The sequence below is a fragment of the Microbacterium sp. FG3 genome, assembly GCF_057809335.1.
Genome location: NZ_JBMDJT010000061.1, coordinates 1 through 5,694 on the forward strand (window position 1 = coordinate 1; position 5,694 = coordinate 5,694).

The 5,694-nt window shown below is 67.6% G+C and carries 2 protein-coding genes and 1 pseudogene; 2 read left to right on the forward strand and 1 reads right to left on the reverse strand.

Annotated elements, in window-relative coordinates; translation table 11 throughout:
- The first annotated feature begins 17 nt into the window (after positions 1 to 17).
- Positions 18 to 1,252: pseudogene (locus tag ACODR5_RS13330) on the forward strand (IS3 family transposase).
- 91 nt (positions 1,253 to 1,343) lie between these two features.
- A complete protein-coding gene (locus tag ACODR5_RS13335; protein ID WP_488983899.1) occupies positions 1,344 to 4,004 on the forward strand; it encodes an excinuclease ABC subunit UvrA in 2,661 nt (886 codons plus the stop codon).
- A gap of 450 nt (positions 4,005 to 4,454) precedes the next feature.
- Here the strand turns inward: ACODR5_RS13335 and ACODR5_RS13340 are convergent, their stop codons facing one another.
- Complete coding sequence (locus ACODR5_RS13340) at positions 4,455 to 5,537, reverse strand: IS110 family RNA-guided transposase (RefSeq protein WP_197463617.1); 1,083 nt, start codon at positions 5,535 to 5,537, stop codon at positions 4,455 to 4,457.
- Positions 5,538 to 5,694 lie beyond the last annotated feature (157 nt).

The following is a 5,694-nucleotide window of genomic DNA, read 5'->3' on the forward strand; positions in this document are numbered from 1 at the left end:
TAGCGAGAATCCAAGGGATGGCTAGGAAGAACTACACGGACGAGTTCCGGCAGCGCGCGGTGGACTTGTATGAGTCCACGCCGGGTTCGACGCTCAAGGGCATCGCCGGGGATCTCGGGATCTCTCGGGGTGCGCTGAAAGAGTGGGTCGACAAGTTCGGCTCCGGGGTCACGGTTGCCGCTGCGTCGCCGCCTGGGGCGACGGGGCGACCGGAGTCGCAGGCGGCGAAGGTCCTCGGGTAGGAGGCCGACCTCGCGGCCTTGCAGGCCGAGGCCCGCAAGCTCGAGACGGAGCGGGACATCCTCCGTCAGGCGGCGAAGTATTTCGCCGGGGAGACGAACTGGTGAACCGCTTCCAGTTTGTTGAGGATCACAAGGACGCCTACGGCGTGAAGCGGTTGTGTGAGATCGTCGAGGTTGCCCGCTCGTCGTTCTACGCCTGACTGGACTCCGCCGGGCGGCGAGCCGCGAAGGCGACAGACGACGCGGTGTTGGCGGCGCGGATCCGGGTGCTGCAAGACCCCGCTCAGGGTGGCGACCGCGCCTACGGGGCGCCCAGGATCACCGCCGACCTCAACGACGGTGTGCCCGTGGCGGAGCGGGTGAATCACAAGCGCGTCGCGCGGGTAATGCGTGAGCACCGTCTCGCGGGGATCCGGTTGCGACGACGGGTGAAGACCACGATCCCGGACCAGTCCGCCAGGCGCTTCCCCGACCTGATCGGACGGGACTTCTCCGTCGGCGACCCCGGCCGCCGCTACGTGGGCGACATCACCTACCTGCCTATCGCCGACGGCACGAACCTCTACCTCGCGTCCTGCATCGATCTCGGCTCCCGGAAGCTCGCGGGCTGGCAAGTCGCCGACCACATGCGCACCGAACTCGTCGAAGACGCCCTCCGTGCCGCGCACCGCGACCGCGGGTCGCTGGTCGGCGCGATCTTCCACTCCGACCACGGCAGCGTCTACACCTCGAAGGCCTACGCCGCGCTCTGCGAGCAGCTGGGCGTGACCCAGTCCACGGGCGCGGTCGGCACGAGTGCCGACAACTCACTCGCGGAAAGCTTCAACGCCACGCTCAAGCGCGAACTCCTCGCCGGCCGGTCAGCGTTCCCGGACCAGGCCACCGCCTACCGGGCCGTGTTCCGGTGGGCGAACCGCTACAACACTCGCCGGCGCCACTCCGCGATCGGCAACATCAGCCCGAACGCCTACGAAGCCGCACGCTCCGCTACGCTCGCGGAAGCGGCATAACCGAACCGACACCGTGTCCACGATCAAGGGCCAAGGCCGCTCCTCCGGACGCAGATCGTCCGACCGTTCGGTACGTGGCTAACATTCGACCATGGTGGAATCTTTTGCGTTCGTGTCGCCGAAGCTCTCCGTGCAGCCCGACGTGCGCGTTCTCGGCGCCCGCGAACACAACCTGCAGGATGTCGACCTCACGGTGCCGCGCGATGCAACGGTCGTCTTCACCGGTGTGTCCGGATCGGGAAAGTCCTCGCTGGCGTTCGGGACGCTGTACGCCGAGTCGCAGCGACGCTATTTGGAATCGGTCGCACCGTACGCCCGCCGTCTGATCGATCAGGCGGGAGTGCCCGATGTCGACTCGATCACGGGGATGCCGCCTGCGGTCGCCCTGCAGCAGCAGCGCGGTGCCGGGAATGCCCGATCGACCGTGGGCAGCATCACCACGTTGTCGAGCTTGGTGCGGATGCTGTACTCGAGGGCCGGGGACTACCCGGATGGGCAGCCGATGTTGTATGCGGAGGACTTCTCCGCGAACACGGTCCAAGGGGCCTGCCCGGAATGCCACGGCATCGGCCGCGTGTACACGGTGAACGAGGAGCAGATGGTCCCTGACCCATCGCTCACCATCCGCGAACGCGCCATCGCTTCCTGGCCGACCGCGTGGCACGGCCATCAGCTGCGCGACGTGCTGGTTGCGCTCGGTTACGACGTCGATGTGCCGTGGCGGGACCTGCCGAAGAAACACCGGGACTGGATCCTGTATACCGATGAGACCCCCTTCGTTCCGGTCCACTCCCGGCTCACACTCTCTGAGTCCAAAGCTGCGATCGAAGCAGGCGCGGAGCCGAGCTACTCGGGCACATTCGTCGGGGCTCGCCGGTACATTCTGGACACGTTCGCGAACACGAAGAGCGCCTCTATGAAGCGGCGCGTCGCGCAGTTCCTCACCGCTGCGATCTGCCCGGCCTGCGATGGCAAGCGGCTGAAGCCCGAGGCGCTGTCTGTCACGTTCGAAGGATTCGACATCGCCGAATTCTCCCAACTGCCGCTCCGGGAACTTGCCACGATCCTCTCGGGAGTCGTCGCACGCTTGGAGGACCACGAGGCCGCCTCTTCCGACGCTGCCTCTCTGCGTGCCGCGGGGGAAGGGCAGGGCGCTGCGGGCAAGGCTCCGCTTGCCCCTACGCCCGATGTGCGACCCACCGCAAGCCGAGCGCCAGAGAAGCGTGCTGCTGCGGTCCAGCTCGCTTCAGGGGTGTTGCAGCGGCTTCGTCCACTGGTCGATCTGGGGCTGGGTTACTTGTCATTGAGCCGGACGACCCCGACACTGTCGGGCGGCGAGCTACAGAGACTCCGGCTCGCGACGCAACTCAGCTCTGATCTTTTCGGGGTCGTCTACGTCCTCGACGAACCATCGGCGGGGCTGCATCCGCAGGACGTGGCGGCGCTCCTCGAGATCCTGGATGGACTCAAGGGGCGAGGGAACAGCCTGTTCATCGTCGAACACTCCGTGGCTGTGATGCGGCACGCGGACTGGCTGGTCGACATCGGCCCCGGTGCCGGTGAACACGGCGGCCGCGTGCTCTATAGCGGCCCGCCCGACGGGCTCGCCGACATCAAGGAGTCCGTGACACGCGGATACCTCTTCGGTGGCCGCGGTCTCCCTCTTCGCACACCCCGTGAGGCACGCAGTTGGCTGCGCCTGGAGAACGTGACGCGGAACAACCTGCACGACCTCACGGTCGATATCCCATTGGGTGTCTTCACCGCAGTTACGGGCGTGTCTGGGGCCGGCAAGTCGAGTCTGGTCAGTCAGGCGCTTCCATCGCTGCTTGGCGATCGCCTTGGCCGGGCTGTCCGGGCCGATGACGAGCCGGTCAGCGACGAGTCGTTCCTCTCGGATACGCCGGAACGTCTCGATGGGCGCGTCGCCGGGCCCGTCACCGGTGTACAGCGGCTCGTCACCATCGACCAGCGGCCCATCGGCCGGACGCCGAGATCCAACGTCGCCACCTACACCGGGCTGTTCGACCATGTCCGTCGTCGATTTGCAGACACCCCGGAAGCTCGTTCCCGCGGGTACAAGCCTGGCCGATTCTCCTTCAATGTCGCCGGCGGGCGCTGCCCGACCTGCGAGGGCGAGGGATCGGTGATGGTCGAGCTCCTCTTCCTGCCTTCCGTGTACACCGAATGCCCCGACTGCCACGGCAGCCGATACAAGGCATCAACGCTCGAGATCACGTGGAGGGGGCGCTCGATCGCGGACGTGTTGTCGATGAGCGTCGAGGAGGCGAACGTGTTCTTCGTGGGCGATGAGGAGATCACGCGGTCGCTGACCGCTTTGTCGGATGTGGGGCTCGATTACCTCCGGTTGGGTCAACCGGCAACCGAGCTCTCCGGGGGTGAAGCGCAGCGTGTCAAGCTCGCTACCGAGTTGCAGCGGGCGCAGCGCGGAGACACGCTGTACGTCTTGGACGAGCCGACGTCCGGGCTCCACTGCGCCGACACGGATCGTCTGGTCACGCATCTGCAGACGCTGGTCGATGCGGGCAACACGGTCGTCGCCGCGGAGCTGGACATGCGCGTTATCGCGGTGGCCGACTACGTGATCGATCTTGGACCCGGCGCGGGCGACGCCGGCGGGACCGTGGTTGCAGCTGGTACGCCCGCGCACGTCGCGGACAAGGGCGTCGGTGCTTCCGCGGGCTACCTCGCCGCCGCACTGCAGGCAGCCACCAACGTGACCCCATCGTGACGAGCGCGGCGCTGTGCGTTATGAGAATCGGACAGCGGCACGCTCGACGAGGTGGCGGTCTCAGGCGGGGAGCTTCGAGTCCAGGACGTCCAACTTCTCGATCGTCGGTTCGGAGAACCACAATCGCGGGTCACCCCCCACGCGATTGGGAGACACGCCCTGATATGGGAGTGGGGTTTGTCAAGGGGCAGGGGTGAGCGGACGCCGTGCCCGTCGGCTGCGGCGTCCGCTCGTTCCGGTCGTGTCGGGTGGTGACGCGCGTGTCGTGTTCGACGCGTTGTCACTCTGATATGCGCGGGTTGGTTACCGCATGACGGCTTGTTCGGCGGGGCGTTCACGCGAGTCTAGAGATCGAGCGTGGCCTGCTGGGCGGGTTGCTCATAGGGCGTGTCGCGAGTCGCCCGGACGCTGCCGTCACCACCGTCGGCGGCCGGAAGCTCAGGGCCGGGGTCAGGTCATGACGGCCAGGGACCAGCACCAGCCGGCCAGCTCGCGGGCGATCGCGGCGTTGGCGACGACGCTGCGCTTCCTGCGCGCCTGGAACCTGACCCACCGGTCGTGCAGACGCTGGTTGCCGGCATGCCCGCGGGCTCTCGCCTGGGCGCTGGCCCGGTCCCAGCGGGCGCGCATGACCGGTGAGGTGGGACGGTAGACGGGGCGGTGATGCCAGGCCGCTTCGATCAGCAGGCGACGGGCGTGGCTGTTGCCGGTCTTGGTGATCCCGCCCAGTGCGCGAGACGCGCCGGAGGAGGACTCTGACGGGGTCAGCCCGACATAGGCGCCGATGCGGTGCCCGTCCAGCCGGGTCCAGTCGCCGATCTCGACCGCGAGAGCGAAGCCGGTCAGCGTGGACACTCCGCGCAGGCAGCAGAGCCTGTTCACGACGTCGGTGAACTCGCTGTCCGCGGCCATGCGTGCGATCGCCGCGTCGAGTCGGTCACGGCGGTCGACGGCCTGGATCATCGCCTCGTAGGCAGCGTCGAACGCGGCCTGCAACCCGACCAGCTCAAACCGCTGGGATCGCAGCCACCCGTCGTGCGCGACGGTCCATGCCTTCCCGCCCGAGTACTGGATTCCCTGCCGCAGCAGCAGCTTGCTGACCCGGTGACGGGCGGACATCAGATCCCCGCGGGCATCCTCCCGAGCCCGCACCAGATCCCGGGCCGACTCCGCCTCGATGCTCGGGACCACCACCTCGACGACCTCGCCCAACCGCAGCAGCCGAGCCAGATGCACCGCATCCCGCGCGTCGGTCTTCACCCGGTCGCCCACCGGGCGCTGCAGCTTCGACGGAGCCGCGACCACGCACCGCGCTCCGGCAGCCGTGAGAGCGCGCGCCAACCCGAATCCGGTCGGCCCCGCCTCGTAGGTCGCAGCGACCGGCCCCGGAAGACCCGTCACCCAGGCGACGATCTCCTCGACGTCGGAACCCATGCGTCGCTGCACGAGCTCCCCGGTTCGCTCATCGATCGCGGCTGCGACCACGCTTCGCGCGTGCACATCCAGCCCGACACTCGTACGCTCAGATATCAACTGGGGCCTCCCTCACGTATGTGGCTCGGCAAGCCGGAACACCGGCCCGCAACCCACGGTCTACGCGAGTGGAGGCCCCAGGCTCAACCACTCATAGCGTCTAGGGCGTGTTGATCAAGAGGTTCCGCTCCTCGGTGGGTGAGTCTTGAACGGTGAC